We start from the raw sequence: 19,215 nt of genomic DNA on the forward strand, positions 1-19,215 counted from the left end.
GGCGACCCTTGCTACAGCGGGGGAAAAGAAGTTTTTTTCAAAATTACTATACTTGATTTTCCGTCGCGGTATTAAAAACATTCCCATACTTGGCTAATCGCACATAGGCTATCAATAAAACATTTGCAAGTTTTGTTGTATAGTCATGGGGGCGATAAAATGCGTGGGCTACGTTATTACGAATATTATATCCACAACCAGTAAAACTAAATTGCCAAAATTCGATATCTGTTTTTTCAAAAATATCCTCAAGTTCATTATTCTGTAGGATATCGTTTACGTCCATTGCCACAGTTTGACTCTCACGCACTTTATTAACAGTGAGGTTCGCTAACTGACAGAGATCTCTTAATAATCCTTCGAATTTTATTGCCAGTTGGTCAAATGCCATTTGTTGTTCAGAATTTAAGAGTATCGTTTGTTTATCGATATTAATAGTCAGTAAAATCTCTAAGGCTGGTTTGATCGATTGCATCCAGTTGTAGGACTTAGTTCCTTCACTTATAATTGTTTGTTGAAGCTCTGATTTAAACCAAGTACCTTCAAAGTATGTCATCCCCTCTTTTGCAAAATCTCTTTTTTGTTCTTTCATTTCTATAAATATTTGATTAAATAGAAACGGCAAAGTCGATTCTATTCCTATTTTAAAATATATAAATAAATCTCGTTTGTCTTTTTCTAAGTCATTGATAATATGCGTATTGCCATTGATGTCATATGTAGAAACCGTACAAAAATTCATAAAGGCATGTTCAGGATTTCTCCTATATTCCGTTATATTTGGTAATAACCGCTTGTCAATTGCGAGTCCAATAAATACAGTGTTGGGGAATTCTGCGACAAAATATTTGGCTAACAGTTTAATGGCACCAAAATAATCTTGCACATCCTTATTGCTTAGAGTTGAACTAACGCTACCTAATTTAATATCCTTCTTATGAGCATTAAGTTTCCTTAGTATTTCATTTGATTTTTTTAGGTTTTTTGATACTTTGTAATAATGTGCGGCTTTTAAATAACAATTAGCTCTGACAATTCCAGTTTCATCGGAACCTCTTTTATCAGCTAGTTTAAGTTGGTTTTCTGCCATTAAAACGTATATATTCAGAAAATCTACTTGCTCTTTCTTTGCTATTTTTATACAAGATTCCAAGTAGTCTTCTGCCTCAAATCCACACTTATTAGCATTGAAATGATCAAGGGCTGATTTGGTAAATCCCGATAGATCCTTGTTTCGAAAAAGTCGCGACTCTGCAAAAAGATCAATTAAACTTTTATAATAAAATTGCTCCTGTAATGGTTCGTTGTACCACTGAATCACTTGATCTTTGCACGAATCGATATTTACCTTAACGATCAACGATAAATTAATAATGGCTTCAACCACTTCAATAAAATCGATGATATTTTTAGCTTTTGTTTTTAGTTGTCCTAAATATTGATTAGCTAACTTTAAGTATCCATTGATTGCAGCTATTGCATATAGATTGTTTTTCGTTTTAGAATGAAGGATATGCGAATATCGAGACACTAAAAAAGGATGCTCTTCGTAACTTAGACGGTCTTTTATGTAGTCAATTTCTTCTATCGATAACATTTGAATGTCTGTTCTTTTATATTCCCCAAATTCAATTACGGGCTTTAATATTCCATTGCTTAGCATGAGGTCAAAACATTTTATCTCTATATATAACTTTTGTTTCGTTTCATCAGAAACCGAAGCAATTTGCCCCTGCAAATTGCTAGCAAGGAAATAATTTTGGTCAACATGTTGATATATTAAATCTAAGTAACTCATTGTAATTGAAGTTAAACAATTAATAAACTTATGGCAAAAGGACTAAGTCAAATTGAACGGACCAAGTTCCAGTCAAAAAATATCATCTGGCAGGTGTATTGTCGCAATTTACAACTCGTTTTTTCTTTTTCACAGTGCAAAGAAATAGGCTACCTGCGCAGGGTATTTGCGCAGGTAAAAAATAATTTGATGACTTTGAAATTTCGTCGCCCCTTCGCTGCCGCAAGCGTCCCTGGCTTGTGGCCCGCATGCTAAGTATACGCCCAGTTTAAACCCTACACAGTTCGCGATTACCTCATTCCTCAATGATATGTTCATCCCTGCCACTGCCTTAAATTAACTACAGAATCCCACCACAGACCTACAGAAGAATGTTTTGTTCCTCTGGAGCAAAAACGCGCGGGTTGGTTGGGTTCTACAAAGCTTTTACCCCTCTGGGGTACTCAAATTTGAACATGTTTCAGGGGAATATAATTTCCGCAAAGCTTTACTCATCCCGGATATCTAAATTCAAAATGTTCCGGAGGAACACAAGCTTTGTAGAAAAACCACCTAACGGCTTTATGCTCCAGAGGAGTATCACCCTGCCTGCTATCGCCAGTATCTTTGTAAGAAGAAAATAAACGGGTGTATTTGATATACAGCAACACAAGAAAATATTATGCCAGCTACAATAAAAAAAGCAACAACAGAAAAAGGATATAGCGGTGGCGTTGTTAGCGACCATATTAAAAGCTATGCCAATGAGCCTTATTTTGTTAAAAAAACAGAAGAGGCAAAAGAAACTCTTAAAAGGGTGGGCTTGCCCGGGCAGAAAAAAAAATAACCTTCCGCTGCTACTCTCACCTCGTGGTCTGCATGCTAAGTATACGCCCAGTTTAAACCTGTACTGTTCGCGATTGCTTCGCCCCCATCATCACATATCTACCCCATTTACAAACACTTCCCTCAATACACCACAACCACATACCCCGACTTTACCGGGCTGCCATCTTTCAAATCAATAATGTAATAGTAGGTACCGGCGGGTAACAGCTTATTTTTATAGGTACCGTTCCAGGGTTGCTGGTAGCCGATGGAGGAAAAAAGTCGCTGGCCGTAGCGGTTAAATACATTTACGGTACAGGTAGTAAACTGATCGAGGTACTGGATGTTCCATACATCATTAACGCCATCGTGATTAGGGGTAATGGCATTGGGGATCACGATATTGGCAGGCAATACCTTTACTGTTAGGCTATCGATGGCGGTACAGGTATTTTGGGACTGCACCAGTAGCGTATATTTTGTTGTTGCCGTTGGGGTGGCCGTGGGCCTAAGTATGCCGGGGTTATCAAGGCCGGTGGCTGGGCTCCATTGCATGCTCAGGATATCGCCGCTCACTGTGGCGTTTAGTTGGGTTTGGTCACCCTGGTGTATAGTTACATCGTGGCCTGCATCAACCGTGGCTTGCGGCAAAAGGGTTACTGTTAGGGCGTTGCTGGTTGTTGTTGGAATTGTAACGCAGTGGAGATTGGGAGTCATCCGGCAGGTTACCACATCGCCATTAACCAGCGAACCGGTAGTAAAGGTGAGGCTGTTGATGCCGGCACTGTTGCCATTTACCAGCCACTGGTAAGTGGGCTCTTTGCCGGTGTTGATGGCCGAGGCAGTAAAGGTAATGGACGTGCCGGGGCATACATTGTTTACCGATTGACTGATGCTTACCGAGGGCACCAGCGGAATGGTCATGCTTACATTGATACTACTGCTGCTACAGCTTGCCACTCCATTGGTAGCCATTACGGTATAGGTAGTTGGCTGCGATGGATAAACGGTTATTTCGGGCGTGGTTTCGCCGGTTGACCATTTTAAACCCAATGGCGTTTTTTCGACTGTAGCTCCGAGGATAAAAATGCGCTGACCGTTGCCGCCGTGGTCGTTAATAACAATGCTATCGATACGGGTTGGGCTTGGCATCTGGATGCGTACATTATCCAGCCGGTTTTGCCTGTTGGGAGATAGCCAGGCATTTATAGTGCTTACATTATTGATTTGATTGGTAAACTGGGCGGCATTATAGTCGCGGATGTCCTGGTCACCTATCAGGTCTTTTTTGTACACTTCGCCGCCGTTTGCCCAAAAGCTTACGCTCACATAGGATGTTGGTCCGGGTACACCATAATAGGTATTGGCCAGCAGGTTGATGGCCACAACGCCATCTTCATTTACGGGGATGAACAGTTTGCGCGGATCGGGACCGGTGGCATTGATGGCATTCCAGCCGGTATAGGTATTGCTCCAGGGGTACAGGATAAACGGTATGCCGTTAAAAGTGACGTTGCCCGTTGGGCAATTTACAAACTGCAGGCCAAAGGTGTTGGTGGAGATGTTAAAGTTAAACTGATTTGAAAAATCGACCGTTTTATATTTGGCATAAGCGGCGCCGGTAACATCGGCCTGCAGCAGCAGGCCGATGTTGGGGCAAATGGCGGTATCATGCTGCACAATGATTGGCGGCGAAAGGATAGTGACGGTAAGCATGTTGCTGTTAACAGTTTCGCCGCCGCCCGAAGCCGTTATACGGCACATCACCATATCGCCATCGGCAAGCGAAGTACTTGTAAAAGTATTTTGGTTAATACCGACACCAAAGCCATTCACCAGCCATTGATAAACAGGCAACGCACCACCATTAACAGCTACCGCGGTAAACTTAATTGGCTCCCCTTTACATGCGCTTGTTGGCGATGAACTGATGGTTACCAGCGGCGTACTGGCGTTTTTTGCAAAACACAGGTTAGCAAACAGCAATAAGCCCACAATAAAATAATATTTTGCGCTAAACAGTTGCCTGGCGGGTTTTGATAATAATAAATGGTTCATGAACGGCTGCCCGAAAGTTACAATAAAATTTGAGATGTGAGATTTGAGATATGAGATGGGAAGATATTTTTGCGGGCATAAACTTTTGGGGTTGGGTTGGCGGTGGCCCTGTTACTCACCGGGTACTTTGTTCGGTGGCATTACACGCCGGATCCTCACCCCGCCTATACCAAAAAGCCGGCATAAAAACACACCAAAAGTTCGGTTCGCCCCATAAAAATCATCAAAAATAAACAGGTACCCGGGAGGGTGCCCGGAGGGCGCTGGAAGGGTGCCTTGAAGGTGTGCAAAAGATACTCAAAAGTGCATGAACGGTACGCGAAAGGTCGAGTAAACAGTTAATAAATATCTAATTATCAATAGAATACATTTTCATCAACTTGTCAAATAACAATAATAAAAGAATAAACCTCCGCCCCCCTTCCGGGAGAAAGGAATCGTACATGGCTCCGTCTTTTTTTCGCAGGTAAAACAAAAAGGTCCCGCCAAATGGCAAAACCTTTTTAAATATCAATGAAGCAACAGATTTATTTAACTACCGAAAACTTGAATAATGATTGTGTTTTGTATACATCACCCGGCTTCAACTCGGTTGAAGGGAATTGCGGCTGGTTTGGCGAATCGGGATAATGCTGTGTTTCTAATGCAAATGAGGTACGGAACTCATCTTTTATACCACGTTTCATCAGGTTTTTTGCCTGCATAAAATTACCGCTATAAAACTGAATGCCAGGCTCTTCGGTATAAACTTTCATTTTAATACCGCTTTTATCGCCTATAATGGTAGCTATCGGCGTGGTAATATCATGTTTGTTTAATACATAGTTATGATCATAACCTTTGCCGTTTTTTAGCTGTTCGTTATTATCATCTATCCTTTTGCCAATGGTTTCGGGCTTGGTAAAATCAAAGGGGGTGCCTTTTACCGGTTCTATTTTACCGGTAGGGATCAAACCTGCATCAACCGGGATATAGCTATCGGCATCAACCTGCAGCAAATGATTTAATATTGTACCGCTGCCTTCGCCGTTCAGGTTAAAAAACGCGTGGTTAGTTAAGTTAACAACGGTATTTTTATCGGTATGAGCTTCGTAAACGCATTTAAATTCGTTATCATCTGTTAAGCTATAAATAACTTTTATGGTTAGGTTACCAGGGTAACCCTCTTCCATATCTTTCGACAGATAACTTAATTCCAGGGTAGCTGAATCAATCAGTTTGGCATCCCATACCACTTCCTGGTAACCCTGCTTACCACCATGCAACGTATTAGGCGGGTTATTTATTGATGAATGGTATTCTATGCCATCTAATTTAAATTTCCCTTTGGCAATACGGTTGCCATAGCGGCCAATAGTAGCCCCGTAATAACGTTCGGTTGAATTTACAAAACCATCTACACTGTCAAACCCTAAAACAACATCGGTGAGTTTGCCGGTTTTATCGGGAACTAATAAACTAACAATACGCCCACCGTAATTGGTGAATGTGGCAGTTATTCCATTCTTGTTTTTAAGGGTATATAAATTAGTTTGTTTCCCATCGATTGTTTTTTCAAATGCATCGGCAGGAATTTTGGTACTATCCGTCATATCGGTTGTTTTTTTGATTGATGGTTGATTACAGGCTGCCAAAGATATGCAGGCAGGCAATATTATCAATGATAGATTTTTAAATAAATAATTCAAAGGCAGCTTTTTTTACAATTAGTTTAAAATCAAGCAGTTCTTGCTTATTCCTTAACTTTATAAAGCACTTCGCTTAAATCTCTTAACCTTTCGGCTGCGTACTCAGCTGTAATATCGCGCTGCGGGTTGGCCAGCATCTCGTAACCAACCATAAATTTTTTAACCGTTGCCGATCGAAGCAAAGGCGGATAAAAATGCATGTGCCAATGCCAGTAAGGGTGTTCGCCCATATTTACAGGTGCCTGATGTATGCCTGCAGAGTATGGAAACGAGGTTTCAAAAAGGTTATCGTACCGCACTGTTAACCTTTTTATAGCATCAGCAAGGGCGTTTTTTTCATCATCGGTAAAATAAACTATGCTGGTAACGTGCCTTTTGCTTACTATCATGGTTTCATAAGGCCAAACCGCCCAAAAGGGTACTAATACAACAAAATGCTCATTTTCAAAAACAATACGTTCCCGGCGTTTAAGTTCCAGGGCTATATAATCGCCAAGCAGGCTTCGGCCCTTTTCTTCAAAATGAGCTTTCTGCTGCTGGGTTTCTTTAGCTACCTCAACAGGGATGCTGTTTTGCGCCCAGATTTGGCCATGAGGATGCGGATTGCTGCAGCCCATGATATCGCCCTTGTTTTCAAATATCTGGATATGTTTTATCCATGGGTATGATGAAAGGTTCTCGAATTCAGATTGCCAGACATCAACTACTTTTCTGATCTCGCCGGTTTCCATTTGTGGCAAAGTAAGGTCATGCCTTGGCGAAAAGCTGATAACCCTGCAAATGCCCCTCTGGCTGTTGGCTACCAATAATTCATCATCATCCAGGCCGCCATCGGGGGTGTTTAGCAACAATGATGAGTAGTCGTTTGTAAAAACAAAGCTTGCTTTGTAATCAGGATTCTCGCTCCCATCGGCCCTTTTATTGGTGGGGCAAAGGTAGCATTGAGGGTCGTATAGCGGCCTTTCATCGGCTTGTGTGGCCTCCACCTTACCCTGCCATGGGCGTTTTGTACGGTGCGGAGATACCAGGATCCAATCGCCTGTTAAAATATTTAAACGACTGTGCGGATGCTCTTTAAGATCAAAATTATTAGTCTCCATTATGTTATTTATACAGATTTTATTGGCTTATGGCAATTGGTTATTGCTTTTGATTTTTCAAAAGTAGAAAAATAAATGTAAATGTTACATTTAAAATAAAAAAGTTTAGCTTCCTCTAAACCTCCCGCTGAAAGGGAAACTTAAAAAATCAATAATAAGAGAATAAATTCATCAAAAAAAAGCGGCGAACTGTGAAGTCCGCCGCTCTAAATCAGGTTTTAGTGAATGTTTATTTAGCCACAACAGCTTTTTTCTTTACTGCGGTAGCCGCTTTTTTTGTTTTAGTTGCAGCTGATTTTTTTGCTTTTTCAACTTCGGCTTTTACATTGGTATTAATGGCTTTTGCCTGGGTTTTGGCTTTGGCTTTTACATTGGCCGCGGCTTTTTTTGCCGTTGCAGTTTCGTTCCGGGCTTTAGTAGTAATTGCCTTAGCTTTTTCGTTAGCTTTGGCTTTTATATCAGCAGCAGCTTTTGCTTTATCGGCAGTTGCCGCAGTCTTTTTGGTAACCGATGTTTTTGCAACCGTGGCCTTTTTAATAGCGACCTTTTTGGTGGTTACTTTATCTTTCAGTGTTTCAAATTTATCTTCGGCGGCTTCTTTTAGGTCTTCGGCAGTGTCCTTAGTGCTATCCCAAAGTCCTTCAATAGTCTCTTTAACCTTTTCAAAAAATCCTTTTTCTTCAGGTTTAGTTGCGTTAGTACTCATGCTGTTTACAGGTAATTGGTAAATATTAATTTATTATTTAATTATAACCGTTATAATTAAATTTTGTTTTTACTGCAAGTTTACAAATGGTGCTTTAACACGCCTATACTGTAATAACAACTGTTTAAATTATAAACCGTAAATTTGCCGGCTATATTTAAGATATGAAGTTTCCGAAATTTGCCGACCTGATACTATTTGAGAATGATGATGTGATTGTAGTTAACAAGCCACCTTTTTTAAGTTCGCTTGATGAACGCGAAGGCGGCGAGGTAAATTTACTCAGGCTTGCAAAGGCTTATTGGGACGATGCCCAGATTTGCCATCGTTTGGATAAGGAAACCTCCGGCGCGCTCATCATCGCCAAAAACCCGGAAGCTTACCGCATGGTTAGCATGCAGTTTGAAAAACGCCAGGTAAAAAAAGTATACCATGCTGTTATTGATGGCACCCATACATTTGAAAATCTGCTGATAGATTTGCCCATATTAAATGTTGGTAAGGGTAATGTAACCATTAGCAGGCAGGATGGGAAACGTGCCGAAACCTGGTTCCAGTCATTGAAATATTTTAAGCACTATACCCTGGTGGAATGCCGGCCGGTAACCGGCCGTATGCACCAAATAAGAATACACCTGGCAACCCAAAGGGCATCTATAGCCGGCGATGAAATGTATAAGGGCGAACCTGTTTTTTTATCAAAAATAAAAAGGAAATACCATTTAGGGAAAGATCAGGAAGAACTGCCTATCATGAAGCGCTTTGCACTGCACGCTTATGAAGTAACATTCAAAATTAGCCCCGAGACAGAGGTCACTATACATGCCCCCTATCCCAAGGATTTTGAAACGCTGCTGAAACTATTAGAAAAATTTGATAGTTAGTTTCACTACTTTATCAGCAAGCGTAACAGCTACTACTGAGTGGTTGTATCTTTCGCGGTAATTAGCCTTTGTGTGGTTGTATCTTTTTTACTACTAACAGCCAATTCTTTTTTGCTTGTGCTTTTAGACGATACCGGGGCTGCATTGTCTTTTTTACAGGAAAAATAACCTGTGGCAATAATTGCCATACATAAAAACGTAATTTTTTTCATAATTTTAAAACGGATAGTACTTAGTACAATAGTAATTAAAATAAATACCCCAATCAAATAATGCTTACAAAACAGATAAACATATGAATAATCTTAACTCACCAATCGGTAATATTTCATTATAATTAACCTAATAAGTTTGTTTAACCTGATTTTGAGCAGCATACATAGTAATGAATCCTAATTAATACATGCTTCCTCACAAACAAATCGATATACTTTGACCCCGTAAACAGGATTAAATATTGCTGTAAATGCTTGACAACACAAGTTTGACTTTATTTTTAGCAAGCATATTTTTATTCTAAATTACCTGCACTTTGAAAACACTTCGCTTTATTATATTAATTTTATTAATTTGCTCATTAACAACCAGTTATGCAGAAACCAGCGCAAAAAAAGATAGCCTGGTTGATTATATTTTACTGAAAGATCAGCAGAAACGTGAAAACAAAGTAATCAGGTATATCAAGTTATTTTTTCAAAACGCTCCTTTAAACCAGCTTGTTGCAAAAAAAAAGGCAATAACCGATACCTTTGTGAGGTATAATTTGGAGCAGAAGGAGTCTATTTTATACTTCATGGAAAGTATATACCAAAGACGGCTTGAAAAACTCCAGGAATCACAAAATGCCCTGGTAAAAGCTATTGATGAGGCACACAAAAGCAGCGATCATCTACTTCTTTTTGATTATTTTACCCATCTTGCATTTGTACAAACCGACGAAGGGAACTCTATTGGAGCGGTATCCAGTTATGGATTAGCCAAAAACGAAGTTAAAAATCTAAATGACCCATATTTGGAGGCAGTGCTGAATGTCAATATATCTGATATATATTATAAAAGCGGGTTATATAGCCAGTCACTGTCCTATCTTAACCAGGCTCAGCATATAATTGATGAAAATAAAATCAATCGCCTCAATCTTTTAAGTCTCATTACTTATAATAAGGCCGAAAATTATTTCAGGACCAGAAATTACGATTCTTTAAAGGTCAGCCATCAAAAATTATTTGGTCCCAAAAATCAAAATTACAAATTACATACCTACCAAAAACGTACCGGATATTACCTCACTTTATTAAAACACGACTACAAAGGTGCTATAAAACAAATTAATGAATTATTAAAAGATAGCCTTTATGTAAAAAACGATCTGGAAGAGCAAATGCTCGCGGATGCTTATTTTAGTAACGGACAAACAGATTCGGCCAAGTATATTGTTGAAAAACAGCTTGACCAGCCATCTCAAAAAAACCACCCTGAAATAAGATACCATCTATATGAAGTACTGGGAAAAATAGCCCAACGTAAAAATGATGAAAAACTTGCCGCCAACAATTATAAACTGGCATTGGGCGAATTAAAACAAAACATCGATAATCTTTCGCAGGTAGGCGATAAATCATCACAAATAAAAATTAACGAAGTACAGGGCCTTTATTATGTAAACTTACTTAAATATGAACGCGAGCGCCTATGGATGATTTTCGCTATTGCGCTGGCAATTTTAGCTGTTATAATTGTTGCTATTTTTTACCGTAGCAGCAGGCAAAAAAGGCATTATGAGCAATTATTATTTGCTGCAAAAAAACGAGAGCTGGCTTCCATTAATTCTCACGAAGTACGAAACCATCTATCAAATATACTGGGCCTGCTGGATTTGATGAAGGATAGCGAAACGAAAGAAGAATTGCTTAAAACACGCCAGTATTTATTATACTCAGCCGAAGAGTTGGATAAAAATCTAAGAAACGTATCAGAAAAATTAAGCGAAAAGGATTAATAACAAGAAAAGAACATTTCTATTTACATAAATTTTGTTTTCAGTATTAAATCGATGACAATTTGCACTTTTTTCAAATAATAATGATTTAAGGCATGTAAAAATTAAAAATTGCAAAAAACACGATTTCTTAAGTTAATTATTATGTAATTACAGTTAATTAGCGGTGTTTACTGAAAAAAATTATAAAAAAAACATTAAATCATAGTGATTTTTGTAAAAAAGATTTAAATTCGCCTTATTAATTGGCGAGATTAATACAAAAACTATCAATAGAACCCCAACTTTACAAATTAATTAAAAATGGCAACTAAACTCGAGTACATTTGGCTTGATGGGTACAAACCAACACAAAGCCTGCGTAGCAAAACAAAGATCGTAAAAGATTTCAGCGGTAAAGTAGAAGATCTGGATAACTGGAGCTTTGACGGCTCATCAACCGAACAAGCACCAGGTGGTTCATCAGATTGTATCTTAAAACCAGTTTTTGTAGTGCCAGATCCACAAAGAAAAAGTGCTTACCTGGTAATGTGCGAAGTTTTAGATTCAACAGGTAAACCTCATGAGTCAAACGGTCGTGCCCTTATACAGGATGATGATAATGATTTCTGGTTCGGTTTTGAGCAGGAATACTTTTTATGGGATCCTAAAACTAATAAACCTCTTGGTTTCCCGGCTGGTGGTTACCCAGGTCCACAAGGCCCATACTATTGCTCTGTAGGCGCAAACAATGCTTACGGCCGCGAAATTGTTGAAGAACACTTAGACGTGTGTTTAGAAGCCGGCTTAAATGTTGAAGGTATTAATGGCGAAGTAGCAGCAGGTCAGTGGGAATTCCAGATTTTTGCTAAAGGCGCTAAAGAAGCTGGTGACCAGATTTGGGTTGCACGTTATTTATTAGAAAGAATTGGCGAAAGCTATGGTGTTGCAATTAACTGGCATTGCAAACCGCTTGGTCAATTAGACTGGAACGGTTCTGGTATGCACGCTAACTTCTCAAATACAACTTTACGTACTGCAAACAGCAAAGCTACTTTCGAAGCTATCTGCGAGTCATTCCGCCCTGCAGTTACTGAGTGTATTGCTGTATACGGTGCCGATAACGATCAGCGCTTAACCGGTAAACACGAAACTGCTTCAATTACCGATTTCAGCTATGGTGTATCTGACCGTGGTGCTTCTATCCGTATCCCACTTTACGCTGTTGAGCATAACTGGAGTGGTTACCTTGAAGATCGTCGTCCTAACTCGGCTGCTGATCCATATAAAGTAGCAGCGGTGATTATTAAAACTGTAAAAACAGCGAAAGTTTAATCCCCCACATATACTTCTAATTTTAATTTTCCCCTGGTTGTAAAACACCCAGGGGATTTTTTTATGCCTTATATATCAGTTCTGTTCGTAAGGTGCTGCAAATAATCGCCATTAACTATTTGTGCAAGTTTGTTAACCGGCCAATTATACAGATAAATCCAGCAGGTTACAACTCTATGATCTGCTTCCACTTCAACCAACTCCCTTACATACTCATGAGGTTGCGGTTCCGTTGGGCCAATGCCCTCGTAATCATCAATTGTTTTCAATATGCTGCCTGGCTCATCCATTAAGTAAATACTGCCATAAATATATTGCAGTGTATTTGTATCAGCTATAGCGCCCGGATATTCACCAACATCATAAAGCCTGCCTTTAAATTTGCCCTGCCCCACCGGGGTACAATGTTGCTGCAGATAATTGGCAAACTCATTTCCACTCATGAGCAGCGTTCCATAAACAAATAAATACTGGTTGGTTGTTGACATTAAATAAAACTGTTGCAAACAAAGGTAATACCTAAATCGTATGAATATTTGTAAACACTAAAGGCATTTTTTTATGTTTACACCATAATGGCGGCCTTGCTAAATTGAAACCGGCCTTATATTTTATACCATGAACCACGAACAGATTAAAGCGTATATAGAAGAAAATAACATCCAGAAAATAAAATTTTCATTTGCCGATATTGATGGTGTTTTGCGTGGCAAGGTTATTCATCCTAAAAAATTTATTGAAGGCCTGCAAAGCGGCTATGGCTTTTGCGATGTGGTTTTTGGATGGGATAGCAGTGATGCCTGTTATGATAACGTAAAGCTTACCGGCTGGCATACCGGTTATCCCGATAAACTTTGCCGTATTGATTTGAATACCCTTCGCAACATACCATGGCAGGATAATATCCCCTTTTTTTTGGCTGATTATAGCGATCCTAACGGCGATGCACTCCCAGCCTGCCCGCGTAGTTTGTTAAAGAAAATAGTAAAAGAATGCGAAGACCTGGGCTACCACGCCGAATTTGCACAGGAGTTTGAGTGGTTCAACTTCAGGGAAACGCCGCAATCCATCAACGATAAAGGGTTTACCAACATCAATACCCTTACGCCGGGAATGTTTGGCTACTCCATATTGCGTACCTCGCAAAACAGCGATTTTTATTACGACCTGTTTAACCTGCTTACGCAGTTCAATATCCCGATAGAGGGCCTGCATACCGAAACGGGCCCGGGCGTTTACGAAGCAGCCATTGCTCATGATGAGGTTTTGGCTGCCGCCGATAAAGCGGTACTTTTTAAAACCGCCGTTAAAGAAATTGCTTATAAACATGGCATCATGGCATCATTTATGGCCAAATGGACCGAAAACCTTCCCGGCTGCAGCGGCCACATCCACCAAAGCCTCTGGAGTAAGGATAAAGCCGACAACCTGTTTTACAATGCCAATGATCCAAACAAAATGAGCGACCTGCATAAGCATTATCTTGCAGGTCAGCTATACTGCCTACCGCATTTGCTGCCTATGTATGCCCCAACCATTAACAGTTATAAACGTTTGGTTGAAGGCGCCTGGGCCCCTACAACCATTACCTGGGGGGTAGATAACCGTACCACGGCACTGCGCGTTATAAACACAACCCCCGGTTACACCCGTTTAGAAACCCGCATACCGGGTTCAGATACCAACCCTTACCTGGCTATTGCCGCCGCGCTGGCTTCGGGCTTATACGGCATAAAAAATAAACTACCATTAAACATACAGCCTACCGTAGGTAATGGCTATGAGGATAAAAGCAACGGCGTACTGGCCAAAAACCTGTTTGATGCCGCTACAGATATGCAAAACTCGCCTGTTGCCAGGGAGCTTTTTGGAGAGGGTTTTGTTGAGCACTTTACTCAAACACGCCTGTGGGAGCACCGCCAATATGCAAAACATGTTACGGATTGGGAATTGAAAAGGTACTTTGAGATAATCTGATTATTATTGCGCACATTTGCACCCGCAAAATTCTAATTATAAACCAATTTTAAAAATGGATTATTCCATCATTGTTAAAAAAGCATGGGAAGGTTATGATGCTTCAAAAACCATCAGGCTTATTGAGGATATCAGTGCAATGGTATCTACCAACCATGTGTACCGCATTACTTTTGATGATGATGATATCATCATAGCTAAACTATCTTATTTTGGCAAGTTTGAAAACTTTAAAGAAGATCACCGCATCATCCAAACGTTAGCCAATAACCTGCTTTACCCGTTCGAAAACTTACTTGCCCGTTCCCTGCTCAAAAATAACAGGGTATATATTTACCATTACAAACACGGCAAAACAGATGCCTGGGTGGTGTTTTATAATCCCACCCGCATATTAAACCGCTTACCGCGCAGGTTGGACGAAAATCAAATTAAAAAGCTTGGCCAGCAGGTTGGTAAATTTCATAAGGCGTGTTCAAGGGTCAAAAATGTATTACCCAAATCCTCAAAAACGTTACGTACCGATATTTCGGCCCTGATGCATCAGCTCGAAACCAACGAGAAACAGTTTGGCAGCGCCATGCAGGCCGATTTCCTGAAGTATCACTGCGATACCTTTATGAAAAACCGGTCGAAATACAACATGAGCTCGTTCGAGATCATCCCGGTATTTATCGACTGGAACATAGGCAACTTCTCGGTTACTCCCAATCTGGAACTTTATTCGCGCTGGGATTATGACTGGTTCAGGATGAGTTACCGGGTGTTGGATTTTTACTTTTTCAGTCGCGTAGTATCAAACGTAGGAGATCGCACGGTATTTAGCTATGTGATCAATACCATGATGGAAGACAGGTTTATCCTGTTCCTGAAAGAATATCACAAGGTAAACCCGCTTACCGCCGATGAGATCAGGTTTATGAAGGAGGCTTACCGCTTTTTTATCCTGAACTACGTGATAAAGGACGGAAAACACTTTTTTAGCGAACAATATGCCCAAAAATTGCAAACAGAGGCCTTTAATACATACCTTCCATCGGTCGACAGGGACTTTGATGCAGAAAAGATCATCGATGCACTTAAATTAAAATAGGCAATGCTTTAATATTTAAGCATATTGCAGCCTCATTACATCAAACATAAGCATGAAACGAATAGAAAACTTTAAATCCATTGTTGACCGGTATAAAGTTGTTTTTTTTGATGCATTTGGTGTATTAAAAAACTATAAGGGCCTGCTGCCCGGTATAGAGCGCACCTTTGATTACCTGGAACAGCAAAATAAAGAATACTACATCGTTACCAACGATGCATCACGGAGCCCTGCACAACTGGCAGAGTCATATAATACCAAAGGCTTGCTTGCCATAACTCCCGACAGGATCATATCATCGGGCATGCTTACCAAGGACTATCTTGATTTGAAGGTAAGCGATGGTATTGTGGCCTATCTGGGCACACCCGATTCGGCACATTATATTGATAGCACGGGTTTGCATACATTGCCTGTAAGCCAGATAAACGAGGACAATATTGATAAAGTAAACGCCCTGGTATTTTTGGACGACGAAGGCTTCGATTGGTTTGATGACCTGAACAAGGCCGTAAATATTTTACGCAAAAGAACCATACCTGCTATTGTAGCCAATACAGACCGGGCCTATCCGCGAACCAAGCATGATGTATCCATTGCCGTTGGTGGTTTGGCCAGCATGATTGAAGCAATTGTTGGTAAAGAGTTTATCCGCTTTGGTAAACCCGATTCGCAAATGTTCATGTTTGCTTATGACCTGCTGCGCGAACAAAGGCCAATCAGCAAAAAAGATATAGTTATGGTTGGCGATACCCTGCAAACCGACATTTTAGGCGCCAATAAATTTGGGCTGGATACAGTCCTGGTGCTATCAGGTAACACCCTGCCTTTTGATGCCGAAAACCGGATAATTGCCACGGGCATTGTCCCCACCTACATTTGCGATTCGGCAGTTGTAGAGTATGGAGAATTTGGGTTTTAAGTTAGCCTCATCCTGTCCGCTCCAAAGGAGAGGGTTCCATAAATCAAATAAAAAAACTAACGGTCATGCTAATCAAAAGCCCTCTCCTTTGGAGAGGGTTGGATGAGGCTCACGCCTGCAAACGCCCACATATCTATAATTCACATAATGTGCCAAAGCAATTGTTAACCCTCCAACAGGCACAATAAAACTCTCCGTTACACCGGTTAAAAAAGCATGACCAGGTATAATAATAAAAAAACCTGCAACCAATAAAATTAAGGGCATTGGCTTGCGATGATTGCGGAGGAAGGATAAACCTATCGAATACACGCCTATCAGCAGCGCCAAAACAATCATCCCCCACTCTATCCACGGGCGCGTTAAAAAGCCAAGGCCAATTAACGGCAGGCTGGTAAATAATAATGGTACTACTGCACAATGAATGGCACACATAGTTGAGGCTGTTATCCCAATGCTATCCAACCGGGCAGAGGTTTTATGAAGATCCATGCTGCAAATATAAATCAAATGCAACAATATTGCTTTTAATGTATGGTATTATTTTTGATTAATTAAATTAACATTGTTGTAACATATTTTTAATACAAGCGTCAATAAATTACTTTTGCAAACTACAACTATGATTAAATTGTGACACTGATAGCGCTATATAGAATAAAACTTAACTGGCAAAATGCATTTGACACAAGCTTAAAGCGTGTCAGGCTTATTGTAGGCACTATGCTTATTGTGGCCATCCTTAATATTATGCCCTCCTTTTTCAGGAGTATTGAACAAAGACATGGCATGGTATTAAATGACTGGTTCCTGGCCCATTTACCGGCCTTTGATGTATCGATACCCATTTTTGCCATTATATGGGGCATGGCGATACTCATGATGATAAGGGCACTATACAAACCAGCATTGGGCATGACCTACCTTTGGACGCTTATATTTGTTTGTATAGCCCGGTTTATAACTTTGAGTTTTGTAAAACTTGATCCGCCTATGGGGTTGATTCCTTTGGTTGATCCGCTTACAGGCTACTTTTACGGCCATGAAGCTATTACTAAAGATCTTTTCTTTTCGGGCCATACTGCAACGCTGGTTATGATCTACCTTAACCTTGAGCGGAAGAACGATAAGCGTATTGCGCTTGTGGCTACTTTAATTGTAATGCTGCTGCTGATGGTTCAGCATATCCATTACACTGTAGATATACTTGCGGCCCCTGTTATAGTTTACTGTTGTTACCGCTTTACCCGCTCACTTGGTTTCAGGTAAAACAGGGCAAAAACAATGCAACTTAAGTGCATTATCAAATATCCATATCGTTCATCAGGTGCATCGACTCTTTTAAATCTTTATAAAGCTTTTTAAATATCACAAAATGTTTACTGTACATTATGTGATGCTTTTCATTTGGTTCGATAACCGTTTGGCTGTCAATGTGGGTTAAACTGCTATAACTTTCAGCATGCAGTGCCTGCATGGCCAGGTAAACCGCCCCGATTGCCGATGCATCTTCGGGTTGCGATACTACCAGTTTTTTCCCGGTGATATCAGCCAGTACCCGCGTCCACGTACCCGAGCTTACAAAGCCGCCGCTAATGTTAACCTGGGTAATGTTAACCGAGGCATCTTCAACAGTTTTAAGCACATCATACAAAGCAAAACAAACCCCTTCTAACGCTGCCCTCAAAAAATGCGCCCTGGTATGTATCGGTTTTATATTGATAAATGCCCCGCTGCTTTTGGTATCCCAAAGGGGGGCCCGCTCTCCATACAAATAAGGTAAAAACAGCAGGCCATCACTCCCGGCCGGTGTAGTATCAATGGCGTTAAACAGATCGTCGTAATCTGCTGTGGTAAGCTTATCCTTTTGCAAAAAGTTATTCAGCAGCCAATTGATGGCAATACCGCCATTATTTACCGCGCCGCCGCATATGTAAGTATCTTGATTAAGCAGGTAATTAAAGGTCATGCCCTCGTAATTGTAAACCGGTTTCGGGCTGGTGATCCTGACGGCTCCGCTGGTTCCAATAGTTAAAGCCGCAATGCCTGGGCCCGTGGTATGGCTGCCAAGGTTGGCGCAGGCCCCATCACTTGCACCGATAACAAAATTTGTTTTTTGCGGGATGTTAAGCAAGGTTGCTTTATCAGCATCCAAATCGTTACGATAATAAGTGGTGTTCTCCGGATGCGATAATTTATCAGGAGATATACCTGCCAAAGTACAGGCTTCATCGCTCCACTCCAGCTTTAAAATATCAAATAGACCGGTTGCAGATGCAATGGAATAATCTACCTGGAAGCTATCGAATAGCTTAAACCAGATAAACTCTTTTATCGAGATGAACTTATCAGCCCTGGCAAACAGATCCGGCTTATTAGCACGCATCCAGATGAGCTTGCACAGCGGCGACATGGCATGTATCGCCGTACCTGTTATGCGGTAAATCTCCTCTCCTTTTGCCGAATCCCTTAAAGCCTGCGCTATCTTTTCGCTTCGCGCATCGGCCCAGGTTATCATCGGGGCTAAAGGCACCCCGGCCTCATCAACCGGTATAATACTGTGCATGGCACTGCTAAGGCTGATAGCCTGTGGCCCAAAACCTATCTTAATGGTAATCTCCTGCAGGCATCGCACAAAGGCATGCCATATCATTACAGGATCCTGTTCGCTATAACTGGGTTCGGGACTGTTAATAGGGTAATGTTGTTGCGTAACGCCTAATACCTCGCCGGTTAAAGCAACCGCAACAGCCTTTGTGCTGCCTGTGCCAATATCGATACCTAAAATATATGCCTGCATGTTGTTATATACGCCCAAAATAGGATTTATCTTTGGGATGAAGGAAATAAAAAATCGGCTTACTGATTT

18 protein-coding genes are annotated in these 19,215 nt (G+C 40.6%); 9 read left to right on the plus strand and 9 right to left on the minus strand.

From position 1 onward, the window contains the following. Nucleotides 1-46: 46 nt before the first annotated feature. Complete coding sequence (locus AC1DO4_RS09935; RefSeq protein WP_477415319.1) at nucleotides 47-1,798, minus strand: DUF4209 domain-containing protein; 1,752 nt, start codon at nucleotides 1,796-1,798, stop codon at nucleotides 47-49. A gap of 30 nt (nucleotides 1,799-1,828) precedes the next feature. Between AC1DO4_RS09935 and AC1DO4_RS09940 the strand changes: the two genes are divergently transcribed. Both AC1DO4_RS09940 and AC1DO4_RS09945 read left to right on the plus strand, forming a co-directional pair. Next, a complete protein-coding gene (locus tag AC1DO4_RS09940) occupies nucleotides 1,829-2,053 on the plus strand; it encodes a hypothetical protein (RefSeq protein ID WP_477415321.1) in 225 nt (74 codons plus the stop codon). Nucleotides 2,054-2,459: 406 nt separating this feature from the next. Next, nucleotides 2,460-2,624 (plus strand): hypothetical protein, encoded by a 165-nt coding sequence (locus AC1DO4_RS09945; RefSeq protein WP_477415323.1) that lies wholly within the window; start codon nucleotides 2,460-2,462, stop codon nucleotides 2,622-2,624. A 122-nt stretch (nucleotides 2,625-2,746) separates the two neighbouring features. On the opposite strand, the gene AC1DO4_RS09950 is transcribed toward AC1DO4_RS09945, so the two are convergent. From AC1DO4_RS09950 to AC1DO4_RS09965, 4 genes are all read right to left on the minus strand, one after another. Then, nucleotides 2,747-4,663 (minus strand): gliding motility-associated C-terminal domain-containing protein, encoded by a 1,917-nt coding sequence (locus tag AC1DO4_RS09950; RefSeq protein ID WP_477415325.1) that lies wholly within the window; start codon nucleotides 4,661-4,663, stop codon nucleotides 2,747-2,749. Between the two features lie 527 nt (nucleotides 4,664-5,190). Next, on the minus strand, nucleotides 5,191-6,255 hold the full coding sequence (locus tag AC1DO4_RS09955; RefSeq protein ID WP_477415328.1) for an aldose epimerase family protein: 1,065 nt from the start codon (nucleotides 6,253-6,255) through the stop codon (nucleotides 5,191-5,193). 140 nt (nucleotides 6,256-6,395) lie between these two features. After that, on the minus strand, nucleotides 6,396-7,451 hold the full coding sequence (locus AC1DO4_RS09960) for a UDP-glucose--hexose-1-phosphate uridylyltransferase (protein ID WP_477415330.1): 1,056 nt from the start codon (nucleotides 7,449-7,451) through the stop codon (nucleotides 6,396-6,398). A gap of 229 nt (nucleotides 7,452-7,680) precedes the next feature. Continuing rightward, complete coding sequence (locus tag AC1DO4_RS09965; RefSeq protein WP_477415332.1) at nucleotides 7,681-8,157, minus strand: hypothetical protein; 477 nt, start codon at nucleotides 8,155-8,157, stop codon at nucleotides 7,681-7,683. 164 nt (nucleotides 8,158-8,321) lie between these two features. Here AC1DO4_RS09965 and AC1DO4_RS09970 point away from each other — a divergent pair, with 164 nt between their 5' ends. Then, the gene (locus AC1DO4_RS09970) at nucleotides 8,322-9,041 is read left to right on the plus strand and encodes an RluA family pseudouridine synthase (protein WP_477415334.1); all 720 of its coding nucleotides are present in this window, start codon (nucleotides 8,322-8,324) and stop codon (nucleotides 9,039-9,041) included. 32 nt (nucleotides 9,042-9,073) lie between these two features. Here AC1DO4_RS09970 and AC1DO4_RS09975 read toward each other — a convergent pair whose 3' ends face one another. After that, entirely contained in the window at nucleotides 9,074-9,253 is a 180-nt protein-coding gene (locus AC1DO4_RS09975) for a hypothetical protein (RefSeq protein WP_477415336.1), read from the minus strand. Nucleotides 9,254-9,573: 320 nt separating this feature from the next. On the opposite strand from AC1DO4_RS09975, the gene AC1DO4_RS09980 reads away from it, so the two are divergent. Both AC1DO4_RS09980 and AC1DO4_RS09985 read left to right on the plus strand, forming a co-directional pair. Next, nucleotides 9,574-11,040 carry a hypothetical protein gene (locus tag AC1DO4_RS09980; protein WP_477415338.1) on the plus strand — a complete coding sequence of 489 codons (1,467 nt, stop codon included), beginning with the start codon at nucleotides 9,574-9,576 and terminating at the stop codon, nucleotides 11,038-11,040. A 303-nt stretch (nucleotides 11,041-11,343) separates the two neighbouring features. After that, nucleotides 11,344-12,354 carry a glutamine synthetase beta-grasp domain-containing protein gene (locus tag AC1DO4_RS09985; RefSeq protein ID WP_477415340.1) on the plus strand — a complete coding sequence of 337 codons (1,011 nt, stop codon included), beginning with the start codon at nucleotides 11,344-11,346 and terminating at the stop codon, nucleotides 12,352-12,354. Nucleotides 12,355-12,422: 68 nt separating this feature from the next. Here AC1DO4_RS09985 and AC1DO4_RS09990 read toward each other — a convergent pair whose 3' ends face one another. Next, complete coding sequence (locus tag AC1DO4_RS09990) at nucleotides 12,423-12,842, minus strand: gamma-glutamylcyclotransferase family protein (RefSeq protein WP_477415342.1); 420 nt, start codon at nucleotides 12,840-12,842, stop codon at nucleotides 12,423-12,425. Between the two features lie 130 nt (nucleotides 12,843-12,972). Between AC1DO4_RS09990 and AC1DO4_RS09995 the strand changes: the two genes are divergently transcribed. The 3 genes from AC1DO4_RS09995 to AC1DO4_RS10005 are packed head-to-tail and all read left to right on the plus strand — an operon-like array spanning nucleotide 12,973 to nucleotide 16,346. Further along, complete coding sequence (locus AC1DO4_RS09995) at nucleotides 12,973-14,331, plus strand: glutamine synthetase family protein (protein ID WP_477415344.1); 1,359 nt, start codon at nucleotides 12,973-12,975, stop codon at nucleotides 14,329-14,331. A gap of 55 nt (nucleotides 14,332-14,386) precedes the next feature. Continuing rightward, on the plus strand, nucleotides 14,387-15,424 hold the full coding sequence (locus tag AC1DO4_RS10000; RefSeq protein WP_477415346.1) for a hypothetical protein: 1,038 nt from the start codon (nucleotides 14,387-14,389) through the stop codon (nucleotides 15,422-15,424). A 52-nt stretch (nucleotides 15,425-15,476) separates the two neighbouring features. Beyond that, nucleotides 15,477-16,346, plus strand: coding sequence for an HAD-IIA family hydrolase (locus tag AC1DO4_RS10005; RefSeq protein ID WP_477415348.1), 870 nt, complete (start codon nucleotides 15,477-15,479; stop codon nucleotides 16,344-16,346). Between the two features lie 72 nt (nucleotides 16,347-16,418). Here AC1DO4_RS10005 and AC1DO4_RS10010 read toward each other — a convergent pair whose 3' ends face one another. Continuing rightward, entirely contained in the window at nucleotides 16,419-16,838 is a 420-nt protein-coding gene (locus AC1DO4_RS10010) for a MerC domain-containing protein (protein WP_477415350.1), read from the minus strand. A 141-nt stretch (nucleotides 16,839-16,979) separates the two neighbouring features. On the opposite strand from AC1DO4_RS10010, the gene AC1DO4_RS10015 reads away from it, so the two are divergent. Next, a complete protein-coding gene (locus AC1DO4_RS10015; protein ID WP_477415353.1) occupies nucleotides 16,980-17,615 on the plus strand; it encodes a phosphatase PAP2-related protein in 636 nt (211 codons plus the stop codon). A gap of 34 nt (nucleotides 17,616-17,649) precedes the next feature. Here AC1DO4_RS10015 and AC1DO4_RS10020 read toward each other — a convergent pair whose 3' ends face one another. Further along, a complete protein-coding gene (locus AC1DO4_RS10020; protein ID WP_477415355.1) occupies nucleotides 17,650-19,146 on the minus strand; it encodes a gluconokinase in 1,497 nt (498 codons plus the stop codon). Nucleotides 19,147-19,215: the final 69 nt, after the last annotated feature.

This window comes from Mucilaginibacter sp. P5_A6 (genome assembly GCF_056400585.1).